15 protein-coding genes are annotated in these 16,373 nt (G+C 58.2%); 13 read left to right on the forward strand and 2 right to left on the reverse strand.

Features of this window, described 5'->3' with window-relative positions:
- Positions 1-181: 181 nt before the first annotated feature.
- From ACFFSY_RS15635 to ACFFSY_RS15660, 6 genes are all read left to right on the forward strand, one after another.
- Complete coding sequence (locus ACFFSY_RS15635; RefSeq protein ID WP_377495588.1) at positions 182-892, forward strand: response regulator transcription factor; 711 nt, start codon at positions 182-184, stop codon at positions 890-892.
- Positions 889-2,028, forward strand: a complete 1,140-nt coding sequence (locus tag ACFFSY_RS15640; RefSeq protein WP_377495590.1) for a sensor histidine kinase — start codon at positions 889-891, stop codon at positions 2,026-2,028. Before ACFFSY_RS15635 ends, ACFFSY_RS15640 begins: the two co-directional genes overlap by 4 nt.
- A gap of 109 nt (positions 2,029-2,137) precedes the next feature.
- Positions 2,138-2,914, forward strand: a complete 777-nt coding sequence (locus ACFFSY_RS15645; RefSeq protein WP_377495592.1) for an ABC transporter ATP-binding protein — start codon at positions 2,138-2,140, stop codon at positions 2,912-2,914.
- Positions 2,889-4,841, forward strand: coding sequence for an ABC transporter permease (locus ACFFSY_RS15650; protein ID WP_377495594.1), 1,953 nt, complete (start codon positions 2,889-2,891; stop codon positions 4,839-4,841). The genes ACFFSY_RS15645 and ACFFSY_RS15650 overlap by 26 nt, the downstream gene beginning before the upstream one ends.
- 128 nt (positions 4,842-4,969) lie before the next feature.
- The gene (locus ACFFSY_RS15655; protein ID WP_377495597.1) at positions 4,970-5,638 is read left to right on the forward strand and encodes a YheC/YheD family protein; all 669 of its coding nucleotides are present in this window, start codon (positions 4,970-4,972) and stop codon (positions 5,636-5,638) included.
- A gap of 248 nt (positions 5,639-5,886) precedes the next feature.
- Positions 5,887-6,033: a sporulation histidine kinase inhibitor Sda gene (locus ACFFSY_RS15660; RefSeq protein WP_377495600.1), complete on the forward strand. Its 147-nt coding sequence runs from the start codon at positions 5,887-5,889 to the stop codon at positions 6,031-6,033.
- Positions 6,034-6,415: 382 nt separating this feature from the next.
- On the opposite strand, the gene ACFFSY_RS15665 is transcribed toward ACFFSY_RS15660, so the two are convergent.
- A complete protein-coding gene (locus tag ACFFSY_RS15665) occupies positions 6,416-7,405 on the reverse strand; it encodes an NAD(P)/FAD-dependent oxidoreductase (protein ID WP_377495891.1) in 990 nt (329 codons plus the stop codon).
- A 315-nt stretch (positions 7,406-7,720) separates the two neighbouring features.
- Between ACFFSY_RS15665 and ACFFSY_RS15670 the strand changes: the two genes are divergently transcribed.
- The 3 genes from ACFFSY_RS15670 to ACFFSY_RS15680 all read left to right on the forward strand — a co-directional run bounded on the left by ACFFSY_RS15670 (position 7,721) and on the right by ACFFSY_RS15680 (position 11,071).
- Complete coding sequence (locus tag ACFFSY_RS15670) at positions 7,721-8,914, forward strand: NAD(P)/FAD-dependent oxidoreductase (RefSeq protein ID WP_377495602.1); 1,194 nt, start codon at positions 7,721-7,723, stop codon at positions 8,912-8,914.
- Positions 8,914-9,168: a hypothetical protein gene (locus ACFFSY_RS15675; protein WP_377495604.1), complete on the forward strand. Its 255-nt coding sequence runs from the start codon at positions 8,914-8,916 to the stop codon at positions 9,166-9,168. The genes ACFFSY_RS15670 and ACFFSY_RS15675 overlap by 1 nt, the downstream gene beginning before the upstream one ends.
- Before the next feature lie 373 nt (positions 9,169-9,541).
- Positions 9,542-11,071: a glycosyl hydrolase gene (locus ACFFSY_RS15680; RefSeq protein ID WP_377495606.1), complete on the forward strand. Its 1,530-nt coding sequence runs from the start codon at positions 9,542-9,544 to the stop codon at positions 11,069-11,071.
- A gap of 143 nt (positions 11,072-11,214) precedes the next feature.
- On the opposite strand, the gene hemQ is transcribed toward ACFFSY_RS15680, so the two are convergent.
- The gene (gene hemQ / locus ACFFSY_RS15685) at positions 11,215-11,961 is read right to left on the reverse strand and encodes a hydrogen peroxide-dependent heme synthase (protein ID WP_377495608.1); all 747 of its coding nucleotides are present in this window, start codon (positions 11,959-11,961) and stop codon (positions 11,215-11,217) included.
- A gap of 171 nt (positions 11,962-12,132) precedes the next feature.
- Here hemQ and ACFFSY_RS15690 point away from each other — a divergent pair, with 171 nt between their 5' ends.
- The 4 genes from ACFFSY_RS15690 to dnaI all read left to right on the forward strand — a co-directional run bounded on the left by ACFFSY_RS15690 (position 12,133) and on the right by dnaI (position 16,219).
- On the forward strand, positions 12,133-12,438 hold the full coding sequence (locus ACFFSY_RS15690; RefSeq protein WP_377495610.1) for a YuiB family protein: 306 nt from the start codon (positions 12,133-12,135) through the stop codon (positions 12,436-12,438).
- Between the two features lie 81 nt (positions 12,439-12,519).
- Positions 12,520-13,404, forward strand: a complete 885-nt coding sequence (locus ACFFSY_RS15695) for an alpha/beta fold hydrolase (RefSeq protein ID WP_377495612.1) — start codon at positions 12,520-12,522, stop codon at positions 13,402-13,404.
- 251 nt (positions 13,405-13,655) lie between these two features.
- Positions 13,656-15,188, forward strand: coding sequence for a DnaD domain protein (locus ACFFSY_RS15700; RefSeq protein ID WP_377495615.1), 1,533 nt, complete (start codon positions 13,656-13,658; stop codon positions 15,186-15,188).
- 71 nt (positions 15,189-15,259) lie between these two features.
- A complete protein-coding gene (gene dnaI / locus ACFFSY_RS15705; protein ID WP_377495893.1) occupies positions 15,260-16,219 on the forward strand; it encodes a primosomal protein DnaI in 960 nt (319 codons plus the stop codon).
- Positions 16,220-16,373 lie beyond the last annotated feature (154 nt).

The following is a 16,373-nucleotide window of genomic DNA, read 5'->3' on the forward strand; positions in this document are numbered from 1 at the left end:
GGGCGTCCAGAGGGCAAAGCCCTTTGGTTCCCCTCAGCGGAGGGGGAAGGGGGAGGGAGCCGGGCCGGGATTGAGAGAAGCTGGAAAAGCGGCTAGAATAAAGGTTTGATAAGCGGTGACGGACCAGAAGCATCTTGGAAGGAGCGAGTCGTCCGGCACCGCGAGGGAGGAGAGAACCCGGATGTATCGCATTTTCATCGTGGAGGACGACGAAAAGATCGGCGAGCTGCTGCGCAGGTCGCTTGTCAAATACGGCTTCGAAGCACGCGTAGCAGAGCGGATGCATGAGCTGAAGCTCGAGATGGAGGCGTGGGCGCCGCATCTCATTCTGCTGGATATCCATCTGCCGCACTACGACGGTTACTATTGGTGCAGGCAGTTTCGTACGGTGACCAGTGCGCCGATCATCTTCGTCTCGGCACGGTCGGGCGAGATGGATCAAGTCATGGCGATCGAGAACGGCGGCGACGACTACGTGACGAAGCCGATCCCGCTCGATTTGCTGCTGGCGAAGATCAAAGGCCTGCTGCGCCGGACATATGGGGAATATGCGGCACCCTCGCCTGCCGCGCAAGGAGGCGGAGAGTTGGCAGCACGCGGCCTGCTGCTCAATTCGGCGCGCAGCGAATTGGAATGGGATGGCCGCCACATGGCGCTGACGAAGAACGAATGCCTGCTTGCCGCGTGTCTATTGAAGCAGGAGGGGCGCGTCGTCAGCCGGGAGCGGCTGCTTGAGACGCTGTGGGACGACGTGCAGTTCGTCGACGACAACACGCTTACCGTCAACGTGACGCGGCTGCGCCGGAAGCTGGAGGAGCTCGGCTTGCCCGGGGTCATCGAGACCGTGCGGGGCTCGGGCTACAAGCTGAACCTGAAGGGAGCCGGAGCATGAGCGGGCATAGAGGATTCGAAGCCGAGGACGGCGCTGATATGACGTCTGGCGTGCGCGGCGAGGCAGAAGGAGCGTCGCTGACGTTCGTCCGCTTCCTGGCGGATAAGCTCCCTTACATCGCGGCATTCCTGCTGGCGCTTGTGCTCTCGGAGACCGCGCTCGTGCTCAGCTTAGCGGGCAAAGGGCTTGCGCTCGATGCGACGAGCATCGCCTATGCGTTCGTGCTGGCGCTGTTCGGCCTGCTCCTTTGGCTGCTGGCGGATTACTTGCGTCAGCGGGCGTACTTCCGCGAACTCGGCGAAGCGCTGCGGGCAGGCAAGCTCGATGCCGCGCTTCAGATCCAATCCGGCGCTACCCGCGATCAGCGCGCCGTTCAGCGGCTGATTGCCCGGCAGCATGAGGCATATATGGACGAGCTTGGCCGCTACCGGAGGCAGCAGGAGCTGCATCAGCATTTTACCCATCAGTGGGTGCATCAGATGAAGACCCCGGTGTCGGTCATCGATCTGCTGGCCCAGCAGGGCGGGGAGGAAGCCGCGGAGGAGGCGGCTGAAGGGTTCGCCAGCATTCGCGAGGAAGCGGAACGGCTGACGCAGGGACTCGATCAGATGCTCTATACGGCGAGGCTGTCCAAATTCGAATTGGACATGCACGTGCGGAGGGTGCATCTCGAGGAGCTTGCGCGAGAGGTCGTCAACCGGCATAAGCGGCTGTGCATCAAGCACGGCATCTATCCGCAGATCGAGGGAACGGCGTCGGCTGAGACCGATGAGAAATGGATGGCGTTCGCGGTCGGCCAGCTCGTCACGAACGCGATCAAATACAGCGCCCCCAAGCCGGGCGCCAAGCGCCTCTATATCCGCCTCGCGCAAGAGCCGGACGGCTCCGCTACCTTAAGCGTCCGCGACGAGGGCATCGGCATTCCGCCCCAAGAGCTGCCGCGCGTGTTCGATCCGTTCTTCACGGGGGAGAACGGGCGGATCGTAGGCGAATCGACCGGCATGGGGCTGTATCTGGCCAAGCTGGTCTGCCGGAAGCTGGGACATACGATAACGGCAGCCTCCGAGCAGGGATGCGGCACGACAGTGACGATCGCTTTTCCTTCGCGGACCTTGCACCGCATCGAGGACAGGTGACAATAATGTAAGGTTCCGCCTGCCGATTGAAAGCTGAATCGATGGGGGAGACGGCTTCCCGGAAGGTATACTGGTGCCATAAGAACCAAGCGAAGGGAAGGAATTCGTCATGACAGTATTACGCACGCAAGCGCTGTGCAAGACTTACGCGAGCAAGGGCAGTGTCGCTTACAAGGCGCTGGAAGACATTGACCTCGACGTGGCAGCGGGGGAGTTCGTCGGCATTATGGGACCGTCGGGCAGCGGGAAGACGACGCTGCTCAACCTGCTGGCGACGATCGACAAGCCGACCTCGGGCAGCATCTGGATTAACGGCACGGAGCCGGCCCGTCTGCACGAGAAGCAGCTGGCGCTGTTCCGCAGGCGGGAGCTCGGCTTCGTCTTCCAGGACTTCAACCTGCTCGACACCCTGTCGATCAAGGAGAACATTGTCCTGCCGCTCGTGCTCGAAGGCACGCCGGTCAAGGAGATCGAGGCGCGTCTGGCGCCATTTGCGGAGCTGCTCGGCATCGCTCATATTTTGAACAAACGCACTTACGAGGTGTCCGGCGGGCAGAAGCAGCGGGCGGCGATCGCGCGGGCGATGATTCACAAGCCGTCGATTCTGTTGGCCGACGAGCTGACCGGCAACCTCGATTCCAAGGCGGCGAAGGATGTCATGGAATCGCTCAAGCAGATGAACGAGCAGTTCGCGGCGACGATCGCGATGGTGACGCACGACCCGTTCGCCGCCAGCTACTGCCAGCGCATCGTGTTCATCAAGGACGGCCGGCTATTCTCGGAGATTCGCCGCGGCGCGAGCCGCCAGCTGTTCTTCCAGCAAATTTTGGACAGCCTCAGCGTGTTGGGAGGTAATTTCGATGACATTCCGTTCGCTCGCGCTTAGCAGCATCCGCGGCAATTGGCGCGCCTATAGCGCCTTCTTTCTGAGCAGTGTATTCTCCGTGCTTGTCTTCTATATGTACGGGGCGTTCCTATTCCACCCGGACGTCATCAATGGTCACATCGAGCAGGCGGAGAAGGTGCGCAAAGGCATGGAGGCGTGCGAATATATCGTCGCCATTTTCTCGTTCTTCTTCGTGATGTATGCCAACTCCGCCTTCCTGAAGACGCGCAAGAAAGAATTCGGCCTCTACGCCTTGTTCGGCATGACCCGCGCCCAGCTGCGGCGGATGCTCATGCTCGAGAGCCTGTTCATCGCCCTGCTGGCGATCGCGGTCGGCATCGGTATCGGCATACTACTCAGCAAGCTGTTCTTCATGGCGATGTCGCTGCTGCTCGGCGTCACGAATCCGATCCGGTTCTCCGTGCCGATGAAGGCGGTGGTGCTCACCGTAGGCGGCTTCCTGCTGCTGTTCAACGCCCTTAATTGGCTTGGCGCGTTGCGGGTCGGCAAGACGGAAATCGTCGACTTGCTGAAAGAGGCGAGCAAGCCGAAGAAGGAGCCGGCGTTCAGCGTGTGGCTTGCGTTGTTGGGTTTGACCACGCTGGCTGGCGGCTACGCGCTGGCCGTGCTCATGAACATGGGGACGTTCATCAGGCTGACGCTCCCCGTCTTATTGCTAGTCTTGATCGGCACGTACTTCCTGTTCACGCAGAGCAGCGTGGCGATCCTGCGCCTGTTGAAGCGAAACAAAGGGATCTTCTATAACCGCACGAACATGATCGCCCTCTCCCAGATGGCGTTCAAGCTGAAGGACAACGCGCGCATTCTGTTCATGGTGACGATTCTGAGCGCCGTCATCATGACCGCGTCCGGCACGCTGTACGTGTTCAAGGAGAACGGCCGGGCGCAGCTCATGTCGCATGCGCCGCATACGATCGGCTACGTCGAACGAGGGCTGAACGTCCACGAGGTTATCGAGCCGGGCAAGCTCAGGCAGATCCTGCTTGCCGACGGGCGGAAGATCGCCTATGAGATCCAAGTGGCCGGCATTGCGACCGAAGCCATGCAGGGCGCCAAAGGCGGCGCGTTCCGCTCCGGCGTCGGGGAGATCAATGCAGCCGTCATCGGCATCTCGGAATATAACCGCGCCGCCGAGCTGACCGGACGCGACCAAGCGACCGTAGCCCCGGGCAAGGCGTTCCTCGTGTACCCGTACGTCGAGATGATGGATACCGGCTTGTACAAAGGGGAGGCAATCCAGGCGAAGCTCAATGGCGACTGGATCACGTTCGATCTGGAGCCGACGCGTGCGGGCGCCGTACTGACGCCGGTGGGCATTTACACCTACCTGCTGGTGGTAGATGAGAAGACCTACGAGACGCAGCTTTCGCGAACGCCGCCGGAGAAGCAGGTCGTCAGCTACGGCGTGGAGCTGGAGGGATGGGAAGAGGCGCTCTCCACGATGGAGAAGGTGAAGGCCGCCATATCGGAAGAGAAGCGCAACCAGGCGATGACCAACCGGGTCGAAGGGTATCTATCCATCAAGGAAACGAGCTCCCTCACGCTGTTCGTCGGTCTGTTCGTCAGCCTGCTCTTCTTCATCGCCTCCGGCAGCATGCTATACTTCAAGCTGTTCACGGAAATGAAGGACGACGAAGCGCAGTTCCGGGCGCTGACGCGCATCGGCATGACGGCTGGCGAAATCCGGCGGATCGTCCTGGCGCAAGTATCGGTCATCTTCTACGTGCCGGTGGCGGTCGGCATTCTGCATACGCTGTTCGCGATGAAGGCGCTGGATAATCTATTGAGCGGCCAAATCTATCTTTATGCGGGCATCGTCATCGGCATCTATATCATCATGCAGTCGGTCTACTTCATGGTCGCTTACCGTACGTACATGAACAACATGCTCAAAGCCGCGGCGTAACGGACTTCGCCGGCGGCCGACTCTACCAACCTCTCGAATCAGGCGGGTTGCCGATGGCAATCATCCAAGAGATTCCCGCCTCTGCGGCATATGCTATACCATGTCATCAGACGGGAGGAGCGAGAAAGATGGAAGAGATCGGAAGACAGTTGGCCAGCAAATGGGACAAAACGGCGGCGCTGTTATCGCATCCGCGGATCGCGCCGCATATCCCGCCGACACGTCTGTTTACGGAAGCGAACTTGCGGAGCATGCTCGCCGCGCACGGCATGGTCGTCGTGAAGCCGGTCAAGGGCGCGGGGGGCCACGGCGTCATCAAGGTCACCAGAAGCGGAAGCGGTTACGCGCACACCTATTACGCGAAGACGAAGCATTTCGCGGCGTTCAACGACATGTACCGCTCGCTGGACCGGATGCGCAAGGGGCGCCGATATTTGATTCAGAAGGGAATTCGGCTGGCAACGATCCAGGGGCGGCCGGTCGATTATCGGGTGAAGTACGTGAAGGAGAACGGAGTGTGGCAGATCAGGGCGATCGTGGGCAGATGGGCCAAGCCGGGATTGTTCGTCACGAATCTGTGCCGGGGCGGGCAGCTTCTGTCCGGTTCCGAAGGAATCCGGCGATCGTTCTCCGCGTCCGCCGTGGCCGGCAAGAAACGCAAAATGCGCGAGCTGACGCGTCTAGGGACACAGGTGCTGGAGGTACGCTTTCCGGGTCTTGGCCAGCTGGGCTTTGATTACGGCATCGACAACAGCGGGAAGCTGTGGATTTTCGAGGTGAACACGCGGCCTCAATAGGCCCAAATCAATAGATTACGTTAATGGGTGAAGAGATATTCATTAAAGTTTTTTATTGGAAAATCGTCTTCCACAGCTGTGTATAACCGTATCCACATTATCCTCGTTGCCATTCCTGTTTTTTCCTCCAATACCCACAATATACACACATGCTGTCCACATGTTGTTGTGGATATTTCGAACGCTTGTTCCGCTTTTGGGGACATGCTAAGATGAGTCAGGAAGAAACAGGAAGGGAGTGTGGAACCATGGAGATTCTGTCTGACGAGCTGCTCTTGGATGCTTATCAAGCGGCCATGCAGTTCAACTTGGAGCCCGAATTTATCCAACTGCTCGCCGCCGAAATCAAGCGCAGGCAGATCAGCCCGGACAACTTTCGTCGAATTACCGCCTAGAGATACAACCGCTAGCGAATGCACTCGGTACGCTAGAATCAATGCTCGCTTGCATGCCATTGCTTAACTGCCGTCTCCTCGCTTAAGCCGCATACGGGGCAGCTAACGAGATGTTTGCAAGTTTGCTCCGCTGAGAAGACGATAGTTGCCATCGCATCGGTGTCATGCAAGTCGGGATCCGGCTCGTACGGGGAATACGGACCTATATAATCCGAGATCCGTCCGCAGTCCGTCGCAAGCTGGCCGCATGAGCGGCATTGCGCGTATAAGGATTCCAGACCATTGCATACCGGACATAACATAAAGGGTATCCTCCTTGTTCAGCCGTCTCTTCGCGAAGCGGCGCCCAAGCGGTAGGATACCCTCTTTCGTTTCCCTTCATTTATAATTTCATGTTGCTGCTGTGGCCGGGCGACAGCTTGGCTGCCGGATCGATATACACTTTAGCGTTGTTGACCGCGGTCGGCGCTTCTCCGAAGCCGACGGCGATTAGCTTAAGCTTGCCGGGATACGTGGTGATGTCGCCTGCGGCGAAGATGCCGGGGACGGTCGTCTCCATCCGCGAATCGACGACGATGGACCCGCCTTCGATGTCGATGCCCCAGTCGGCGATCGGCCCGAGCGAAGAGACGAAGCCGTAATTGACGATGACCGCATCCGTCTCGCGCTCGATTGTCTCGCCCGTCTTGACATTGCGCAGCGTCAACTGTTCGATCGTCTCGTCGCCGCGCAGCGCGGCGATCTCATAGGGCGTAAGCACGCATATGTCCGATTGCTTGAGTCTCTCGACGCTGTGCTCGTGCGCGCGGAATTTGTCGCGGCGGTGGATGAGCGTCACGCTCGCGGCAATCGGCTCCAGCATGAGCGACCAGTCGACGGCCGAATCGCCGCCGCCGCAGACGAGCACCCGCTGTCCTTGAAACCGGCTTAAGTCCTGCACGAAGTAGTGGAGGTTGCGTTTCTCGAACCGGTCTGCTTCGGCAAGCTCGAGGCGGCGCGGCTCGAACGCCCCGACGCCAGCGGTCACGATCACCGCTTTGGCGAAGTGTGCGCCGCGATCGGTACGGATTTCGAACTGCCGCTCCCCATGCTTGATCACATCCATTACTTTCTCTTCCAGACAGACTTCGGGGTGAAAATGCTCCATCTGCGCCTTAAGCCGGTCGACGAGCTCCCGGGCCGTCACTTTCGGAAAACCCGCGACGTCATAGATATACTTCTCGGGATATAGCGCCGCCAGTTGGCCGCCTAACTCGGGCATGCTTTCGATTAACTTCACCGATGCCTGGCGCATGCCGCCGTAGAAGGCGGCAAACATTCCAGCAGGTCCGCCGCCGATGATAGCCAGATCGACTGTATTCCGTGCAGTCATTGTATCGGTCAAAGCCGTGCACCTCCGCAATATTAACTATACTACCCATACGCCCGGATGAACTTGTTCAGAAGGGGTTGATGAAAATAACGAAATTGGATATAATTCTAAAGTTTTTCGTATATTTTTACCCTTGAAACTTAACTGAAAAATTTGTATCATGTGTGATATTAAATATAGGGTGTATAATAGCGTCTTTATGCGGTTTTTGACGACATTTTACAATTTCCCGTACAGAGAGAAACCCCATAAACAACTGTATTTGTGTAATTTTTCACAAGGATTAAAGTAATAGGAATGGATGGGATTCTAAACATGAGCAACATACCAAAAATCGTCATTCTTGGGGCGGGCTATGGCGGCATCCTGACCGCGCTGCGCCTGCAGAAAGAATTGAACTATAATGAAGCCGACGTAACGCTGGTCAACAAGCATGATTATCACTATATTACGACGCATCTGCACATGCCGGCCGCCGGTACGGACAAGGCCGAGAACGCGCGTGTCAGCATTTCCAAGCTCATCGACGAGTTCAAGATCGACTTCGTCAAGTCGACGGTCGTCCAGATCCGCACGCAGGATAAGAAAGTCATCCTGGAAGACGGCACGCTCTCCTATGACTACCTGGTCATCGGCGTCGGCGGCGAGCCGGAGACGTTCGGCATTCCGGGCATGAGCGAATACGCGATGAACATTCGCAGCATCAACTCGGTCCGTCTCATCCGCGAACATATTGAATACCAGTTCGCGCGCTATAAGCGGGAACCGCACCGTACGGACTACTTGACGTTCGTCGTAGGCGGCGCGGGCTTCACCGGCATCGAGTTCGTCGGCGAGCTGGCCGACCGCGTGCCGGAGCTGTGCAAGCAGTTCGACGTGGACCCGCAGCTCGTGCGCATCGTCAATGTGGAAGCGGCGCCGACGGCGCTGCCGGGCTTCGATCCGGAGCTGGTCGAATACGCGATGGAAGTGCTGACGAAGAAGGGCGTTACTTTCCGCATCGGCACGGCGATCAAGGAATGCACGCCGGATGGCGTCATCGTCGGCGACGGCGAAGAAATTCGTTCCGCCACCGTCATCTGGGCGGCCGGCGTACGCGGCAACCGCTTGATCGACGAGGCCGGCTTCGAGACGATGCGCGGCCGCGTGAAGGTCGACGAGTTCCTACGCGCGCCGAGCAACGAGAACATCTACATCGTCGGCGACAACTCGCTCATCCTGAATCCGGAAGGGCGCCCGTACCCGCCTACCGCGCAGATCGCGATGCAGCAAGGCGTTACGTGCGCGCATAACCTGGTCGCGTCGATTCGCAACCAGCCGCTGCGCAAATTCGAATTCAAGAATAAAGGCACCGTCGCTTCCCTCGGCAAGGGCGAGGCGATCGGCCTGGCGTTCGGCAAGACGTACAAGGGCCGCGTGGCCGCGTGGCTGAAGAAGCTGATCGATCTTCGCTACCTGTTCATCATCGGCGGCATTCCGCTCGTGCTGCGCAAAGGGAAGTTCTTCTAATGCGCCACTGCAGCGTGCAAGTACGCGGCTTACTAACCCGGGATGAGCTGGACCGCTATAACGCGCTGATGGAAGTCGGCTCCTTCCTGGAGTCGCAGAGCCGGTACGATCTGTCGGCCACGGTCCAGAAGGAAGTCGACATTCTGATTCTGCCCGCGATCGAGCGTTTGAAGGAGAAGGGACGCGAGCGCGACCGGCAGACGGAGCTTTATTTGGAAATGAAACGCATTATGGCGGAGGAAGACGAGGAGTAGACTCGGCTTTGCGATCCGCATCTTGAATGCCCGGCGTCCGGAATGGACGCCGGGCATTTTTGCGTCGTTCCGGTACGTCCAGACGATAGGCTGCTATCATCCAGGCCAGTCTAAGGCAAGTACCCCTATTTGTCCGCTATCCATGTAAATCCAATCCCATCTTTCGTTCGCGAAAGGTAAAATCAACCCTGTTCACGTCCATTCGGAAGTAAAAACCGTCCTCTAGAACCGGTTTCAGAGGAGCGGCTATAATGGGTTCAACAACAAGAAAGCGCATACATATTTTGGCGATCGCACGCGAAAGGAGGGCTGCTGCGGAATCGGTTAGGAAGAGCGTAAACCCAATACTTTGCGAAAGGATGATGAACGTTTGATGAAAAGATGGATGCCGTTTGTGATGGTATTTCTGCTAGGGATGAGCGTAGTGACAAGCGCGGGTGCGCATACGGTCGGGACCGCGAACGTCAATGCAAGCCAGAAGACGAAGGATACGCTGAACTGGTTGGCGCATTTGCCCAATCGCACGGAGAATCGAGTCGTATCCGGGTTCTTCGGGGGCTACAGCGGGCAGACGTTCTCCACGCAGCAGCTGGAGGAGCTGCGAACGGCGACGGGGCAATATCCGGGTATCTTCGGCTGCGATTACGGGGCGGGATGGGCGAGCGCTTCGGATCCGACGACGCTCATTAACTATGATTGCAACAGCGGACTGAAAACCTATGCTGCCGCGGGCGGGCTGGTGACAGTCAACGTCCATTATCCGAGCCCTGGACCTGCGACGGGAGGCGATCTGAACACGAAGCTCGCTAATTTCGGCGATCTGCTGAATACGGGCACGGCTACCGGCGCGAGATGGCGAGCTTACTTGGACAAGACGGCGGCCGGACTTCAGGATCTCGAGAATGCGGGCGTCACCGTGCTCTGGCGGCCCTTCCATGAGATGAACGGCGACTGGTTCTGGTGGGGGAATCAAGACGCAGCGACGTTCAAGAACGTGTGGGTTCAGATGTACAATTATTTCACGGTAACAAAAGGGCTCGACAATCTAATCTGGATTTATGCGCCGGATTTCAGCCGAGGCAATCGTACTGCGTATTACCCGGGCGCGAACTACGTGGATATCGTCGGGCTGGATGCGTATGATGACAATCCGGCGTCCAGCGTGACCGGATACGACGAGCTCGTCGCCCTCGGCAAGCCGTTCGCGTTCACCGAGATTGGCCCCGACTCGCAAGGGTCGTTCGATTACGCCAAGTGGATCAATGCGATCAAAACGAATTTCCCACGGACGGTCTACTTCTTCGCTTGGAACGACGGATGGGCTCCGCACCGCAATCAGAACGCTTCTGCGCTCCTGAATGACGCCTGGACGGTCAATCGGGGCGAAATCTCGCTCTCGTCTATTACCGAAGCGGGAGGCGGTAGCGGTGGCGGTGGAAGTGGAAGTGTCACGACCTTATACGACTTCGAGGGCTCAGCGCAATCGTGGGCGGGCGGCAACGTAACGGACGGGCCATGGAGCGTCTCCGAATGGAAGGCAAGCGGATCAAGCGGGCTGAAGGCCGACATCAACCTTGGCGCGGCGACGAAAAGCTATTCGCTATACCGGACAGCGGCGCATAATTTGTCGGGCAAGTCGCTGCTCAAGGCGCGCGTCGCGACGGCAACGTGGGGTTCGTTCGGCAGCGGAATGACCGCCAAGCTGTACATCAAAACCGGCAGCGGCTACCAGTGGTACGACGGCGGCGCCGTGTCTGTCACGTCCGCAGGCGCAACGCTGAGCCTCTCTTTGGCGGGCAAAGCGAATCTGGGCGACGTTCGGGAGATCGGCATTGAATTCGGCGGAGCAGCGAACGGCAGCGGAACCTCGGCGATCTACGCGGATTTCTTGACGGTGGAATAGTTCGGTTCGTCAGCTGCGGCATAGCCGCATTGCCCTCGCCTAGAGGTAAATTCAATATTAAAAGGCCAACACAAAAACGCGTGCCCTCTCAGGCACGCGTTTATGATTTGGCCATTGCTGCGGCGGCCGAGTCAACGGGTTGGTTACACGCTCAGCATCTTACCCAGCTTCTCTTCCGTCAGCAGGTTGCCCACGTAGAAGTCGCCGAAATCGCCGAAGCGCGCGCTGACTTCGTCAAAGCGCATCTCGTAGACGAGCTTCTTGAATTGGAGCGCGTCTTCCGCGAACAGCGTGACGCCCCACTCCCAGTTGTCGAAGCCAACGGAGCCGGTAATGATCTGCTTGACCTTGCCTGCGTATTTGCGGCCGATCATGCCGTGACTGCGCATCATGCCGCGGCGATCGTCCATGCCGAGCATGTACCAGTTGTCGTTGCCTTCGCGGCGTTTGTTCATCGGATAGAAGCAGATGTGAGCCGCTTTCGGCAGCGTCGGCTTCAGGCGCGCGACGATCTCCGGATTTTGCATCGGGTCGGAGCCCGGCGCGGCCATGTAGTTGCTCAGCTCGACGATCGATACGTAGGAGTAGGTCTTGACCGTGAACTGCGCCAATGTGGATTTATTGAAAGCCGTCTCCAGCTCATTCAGCTCTTCGAGCGTCTCGCGCAGGTGCATAAGCACGAAGTCCGCCTTCTGTCCGACGATGGAGTAGAAAGCCGTGCTGCCCGTCTTGGCGTCTTCGGCCGCTTGCCATTCTTTCAGGAAGCCGTGAAGCTCGTCCAGCGCGGCTGCGCGAACGCCGGCGTCCGCCTGCTTCCAAGCGGTCCAGTCGATGGAACGGAAGTCGTGCAGGGCATACCAGCCTTCAAGGGTTTGTGCTGCTTCGCTCATATAGGTATCGCTCCTTATATCCACATAATAGTTGCCAATGATTGTCGCATTCATTGTATCGTAACGGCGGCGGCTAGAGCAAATGGCGGACTTGTGACAACCGTCGACTACAAATTGACTTCCAAACGGCCATCTACTAAACTAATTTGTAGTGAAAGGGGTATAACGGATATGAATACGGATGTTAACTTTTTGCAGCTGATCATCGCGACCGTGCTCTTCTTCGTCATGATGTTCGGGATCGGCTTTATTTTGAACATGCTGCTGAAGACGACGTGGTTTCCGATTTATTTGCTCGTCCTCATCCTCATCCCGGTCTATATATGGCAAACATGGGATGGTAGCCGGACGTTCGCGGGCAATTTCACGGCATTCACCTTCGTGGACATTCTGCCGATCATCGGCGCCGGCATCGGCGCGTATGTAAGCGGAGTCACGATCCGGGCCCTGCGGCGCGGCGGATACAAAATGTTCTAATTATGAAAGCGGCATAGGCACGGCAATACTAAGGGAAAACATTGCGCTCGCGGTAAATCGCGGGATGCAAGGAGATCCGAGGTGTTGCAGGTGCCTTTTTTGCAAGTTGGCGACGTATCGATCCATTATCGCAGCGAAGGGCGTGGCGTGCCGATTTTGTGCGTCCATCCGCCCTGTGCGACGAGCCGTTTATTTACGTACGTAAAATCGGAGCTGTGGGACCGCCGCCGTATCTTGACGATGGACGTACGCGGTCATGGGCGAAGCGAGTCCGGGGAAGCCAAGCTATCCTTGCCGCTGCTGGCCGAAGATATGCGGCGCGTCCTCGATCAGTGCGACATCTCGTCCGCTTATGTCTGCGGGTATGGGCCAGGCGCAATGGCGGCGCTGGCGGCGCTGATCGCTTATCCAACCAGGTTCCGCGGCGGAATCCTGCTGTCGGGATCGGCGGCTTACCACGATATCATCAGCCGAGGGAAGCTGAAAGCGGCGCTCTATGCCAGCCGGCTGGGCGCCAAGCGTCCGATCGCTTGGGCGAGCGCTTGGCGGGAGGCCGACAATCGGACCGCCTTCGACGGCATGCTCGATGACGCGGGCAGCGCGGACGCGAAGCGGTGGCGGGATTACGCGTCCGCCTGTCTAGAGGCGAACTTCGAGCGCCAGCTGCACGCGATTCAGCAGCCGGTGCTGCTGCTCTACGGCACGAAGGATCAGATCGGTCATCATTATGCCAACGCGATGTTCAGGCTCCTGCCGAATGCGGAACTGTACGGCGTGAAAGACGCGGATCGTCAACTGCTCATGAAAGCTTCGCGGCAGGTCGGAGTCGTCATGCGGCAGTGGGTGGATAAGCACGAGAACGGCTCGCTGACCGATACGCTGCAGGAGCGCGATGCGCTAATGCAGGAACTGGCGGCCAATGGCATCGTGGGGGGTCAGGACGGAGAGAGTTGGCCGTCGCTCTAATCCTTGCCAGCGATGTCGCAGTCATAAGCAAGGGTGTTCAATCGTACAGTGTTACCATCGCTTGGGCAATACTAATGGCCCGATAACGCAACGATAAAGCTGAAATTGACGTACTCGCTATTGCTCTGCGAACGGCATGCGAACGCGTGCGGAAAATTCCCTCAATCGAGGGAATTTTCTTTTTTTCGACTTTCGGCAAAGTATGATAGAATAGGAGAACAATATGAGCGGATTGGAGTCGATCGAATTACATGCGAATCCGCAATTTGCATCAATTTACGGAACATCACCGTTTCTACGCTTATCGCGATTTTGCTATGAGCACGTTGAACCGCCGGATGCTGGCCCATGTCTATCAGCCGATGATAGGCGCCTTCGCAGCGGGTTTATACGAGCTCTTGTATCACCAGATCGCCGACGACCGGATCGGCTATTCGCCGCTTGATCCGCAGCGTAAGCTGTTCCTTGGACTTGGCCTCGACATGAACGAGCGGGGACGCCAGGAGCTGGCGGATCAGTGCTCGCGTCTGGAAGCGGTCGGGCTGCTGCAGTCCTCCCGGCTTAGCATTGCGGACAGCGACGATTACGTGTACGAATACGAATTGGCGGCGCCGCTGTCGCCGGACGAGTTTTTCGGAAGCCCGCACTTGACGCTGCTGCTGCGAGACAAGGTCGGCAAGTATGCCGTCATCTCGCTTCGCGAAATGTTCTACGCGAAGGAATCCGACGAGCTCGCGGGCGCGGCCGACCTTCATCGCGAGAATTTGACCGTGCCATTCTATGAGCTGTTCCGGCTGAACGCGCAAGCGATCGATCCCGAGCTGGATCAGGCGCTTGCCGAGGTCGCGCCGGCCCGGGCGGCCGCGCCGAAGCCGAAGCTCGCGACGGCGGGCATTCAGTATGCCGAGATCATTACGCGCTTCCCGCGCAACTCGGCGAACCGCGGATATGTCGAGCGCCTGCGCGGGGATGAAGAGCAGCTGGCGCAGATCAATTACGTGGCCTACAAGTACGGTCTCTCCGTCGTCGACCTGTGCAGGCTTCTGGATGAGGATGGCATGTTCAGCGCTCGGGGAGAGCTGATGTACGACGAGCTGGAGCTGCGCGCCAACTTGACGTTCCGCCAAGGGCGCAAGCGGCAGGACGACCGCGAACGGATCATGGGACGGACGGCCGCCGCGGAACCGCCTGCGGATTCGGCGGATGACCAGCTCGAGGAAGTCGGCGTGCTGGAGGAATTTTATATGGAGGTGCCGCTGCAGCTTGCGGGCCGCTGCGACATTCATCAATACAACATGCTCATGCGCAACGAGCCGCATACTCGGTTCATCGCCCGATTCTTCCCCGGTACGGTGCCGGAGTGGATCGTGCGCGTGTTCGAAGTCATCGATCTTAATTATAAGCTGAACGGTTCCGTGATTAATGTCCTTATTCATTATGTATTAGGCATGAACGATGCTCAGCGGGTAACGAAAACCTATATCGACGCGGTCGCGTCCAACATGCTTATGAAGGGGATCGATTCGTACGAGAAGGCGATCCGCTATGTGAGGGAACAAGCCCGTCTCGAGAAGGAGCGCGAATCGCGGCTGGCTGGGGGCTATTCTTCGGCAGGTTCGGCGGCGAAGCGCCCTGCGGGCGCGGGACGGAGCCAGGCCGGCGCTGCGCGAGGCGGACGGAAGAAGCCGGATATCGTGCAGGAGATGCCGAAGGGACCGCAAGTGTCGGCGGCAGAGCTGGAAGAGCTGCGCAGGCTCGCGCAGCGGCTCGACGGCAAGGCTTAAGCGGCGGAGCCGGGTATAGGCGCATAACATCTTAAGACAAGGACGGAAGGGGAGGATCAACGATGGCGATGATGGAATCGCTCGGCGACGTGCTGAAGCGGATGCCAAGCGGCAGGGACGCACTTCAGCAAGCCGATTCAATGCTGCAGAAGCTGCTCGCCGATCCGCTGGTAGAGAAGCTGCGCGCCAAGCACCCCGAACTGGACGTAGACACCATCCGGCTGAATTTAAACCGCGTGTACCAGCATGTGAAGGAATATCGCGTTTGCTCGAATTGTCCGGGACTGGACAACTGCCCGAACGATTTCGAAGGCCACTATACGATGCTCTCCTGCGAGACGATCGCCGGCCAAGTGCAGCTCGACGACCGGCGGGTGCCGTGCAAGAAGCTGCTGGCCAGACAGCGCGAGAATCAAATTCGCGGACGCATCCGCAGCTTCTACGTCGATGAACGCGCGCTCGAGCAAGGCTACTCGGCCGAGGAAATATTGTTCAACGACACCGAACGGCTGAAGGCGGCCGGCCAGGTGATGGAATACATCGGACGGACCAAGGAAGAGGGGCTGCAGAAGCAGGGCTTATTCCTGAGCGGTTCGTTCGGCACGGGCAAGACGTTCCTCATGTGCTACATGCTGCATGAGCTTGCGAAAGAAGGCTATACGGGCGCGATCGTCTACATGCCGGATTTCGTCGAGGATTTGAAGGCGCTCATGCACGAGCCAGGCAAGCTGAAGGAGACGGTCGACCTGATGAAGGATACCGATTTGCTTGTCTTCGACGACATGGGCGCGGAGAATTTGAACCCTTGGGTGCGCGATCACGTGCTGGGGGCGATTCTCAACTACCGGATGAACCGGAAGCCGACGTTCTATACGTCGAACTACGACCTGGACATGCTGGAGCAGCACTTCAGCTTCACGAACAAGGAAGGCGAAGAGCTTCATAAGGGACGTCGACTGATGGACCGCGTTCGTCCGTTCGTGGACACGGTCGTCGTGACGGGCCACAACAAGCGCGGCGGCCGGAGTTAGGCTGGCTTTCCGTGGTGCGGCGAAATTATCACTTCCTATATATAAAGGATTTTGCGGCGCAAGTTTGCTGAGCTAGCTGCCGCAAGCAAAAACAACCTCCACTCTCGCGAAGCCGCGGGTTTGGAGGTTGTTTTTTTCAAACTGTTAGAAAGTA

The organism is Paenibacillus aurantiacus (assembly GCF_042431225.1).
GTDB lineage: Bacteria > Bacillota > Bacilli > Paenibacillales > Paenibacillaceae > Paenibacillus_Z > Paenibacillus_Z aurantiacus.

Excerpts from the sequence above, each read along its gene's own strand:
- ACFFSY_RS15635 (WP_377495588.1), top strand. The coding sequence starts at position 182 with ATGTATCGCATTTTCATCGTGGAGGACGACGAAAAGATCGGCGAGCTG.
- ACFFSY_RS15640 (WP_377495590.1), top strand. The coding sequence starts at position 889 with ATGAGCGGGCATAGAGGATTCGAAGCCGAGGACGGCGCTGATATGACG.
- ACFFSY_RS15645 (WP_377495592.1), top strand. The coding sequence starts at position 2,138 with ATGACAGTATTACGCACGCAAGCGCTGTGCAAGACTTACGCGAGCAAG.
- ACFFSY_RS15650 (WP_377495594.1), top strand. The coding sequence starts at position 2,889 with ATGACATTCCGTTCGCTCGCGCTTAGCAGCATCCGCGGCAATTGGCGC.
- ACFFSY_RS15655 (WP_377495597.1), top strand. The coding sequence starts at position 4,970 with ATGGAAGAGATCGGAAGACAGTTGGCCAGCAAATGGGACAAAACGGCG.
- ACFFSY_RS15660 (WP_377495600.1), top strand. The coding sequence starts at position 5,887 with ATGGAGATTCTGTCTGACGAGCTGCTCTTGGATGCTTATCAAGCGGCC.
- ACFFSY_RS15665 (WP_377495891.1), bottom strand. The coding sequence starts at position 7,405 with ATGACTGCACGGAATACAGTCGATCTGGCTATCATCGGCGGCGGACCT.
- ACFFSY_RS15670 (WP_377495602.1), top strand. The coding sequence starts at position 7,721 with ATGAGCAACATACCAAAAATCGTCATTCTTGGGGCGGGCTATGGCGGC.
- ACFFSY_RS15675 (WP_377495604.1), top strand. The coding sequence starts at position 8,914 with ATGCGCCACTGCAGCGTGCAAGTACGCGGCTTACTAACCCGGGATGAG.
- ACFFSY_RS15680 (WP_377495606.1), top strand. The coding sequence starts at position 9,542 with ATGAAAAGATGGATGCCGTTTGTGATGGTATTTCTGCTAGGGATGAGC.
- hemQ (WP_377495608.1), bottom strand. The coding sequence starts at position 11,961 with ATGAGCGAAGCAGCACAAACCCTTGAAGGCTGGTATGCCCTGCACGAC.
- ACFFSY_RS15690 (WP_377495610.1), top strand. The coding sequence starts at position 12,133 with ATGAATACGGATGTTAACTTTTTGCAGCTGATCATCGCGACCGTGCTC.
- ACFFSY_RS15700 (WP_377495615.1), top strand. The coding sequence starts at position 13,656 with ATGCGAATCCGCAATTTGCATCAATTTACGGAACATCACCGTTTCTAC.
- dnaI (WP_377495893.1), top strand. The coding sequence starts at position 15,260 with ATGGAATCGCTCGGCGACGTGCTGAAGCGGATGCCAAGCGGCAGGGAC.